The following is a 353-nucleotide window of genomic DNA, read 5'->3' as shown; positions in this document are numbered from 1 at the left end:
CAAATTACGAAACGAGGTCAAAACTACGAAACGAACACACAACACCTGTGTTGCGTGTCACACAACGGCGCGCCACGGACGTGTTGCAGCGTGGCAGTATCCCGGCCGTGTCACATAGCCGCAACCCCTGCAGCGTGCCCTCAACGAGGACGCTCTGTGTCGTAGACATGTGCCTGCAATGCGTGTCTGTGTCTCTCTCTTAAAAGGTTTGGGTCGAAATACCGCAAAATTACGAAACACCGCCGAAATGTGACGTGTCTATGCAGGTCACAGCGTTATCGCGTGTTTCGTAGTTTTGTTCTTTTCGTTTGCGGAAATCACGAAACCGCAGGTAGAGCGTTTCGTAATTTTTT

It is taken from the genome of Brevibacterium sp. HMSC063G07 (assembly GCF_001810665.1).
GTDB lineage: Bacteria > Actinomycetota > Actinomycetes > Actinomycetales > Brevibacteriaceae > Brevibacterium.
The sequence above is the reverse complement of the archived record's forward strand: the minus strand, read 5'-3'. Positions refer to the sequence as shown.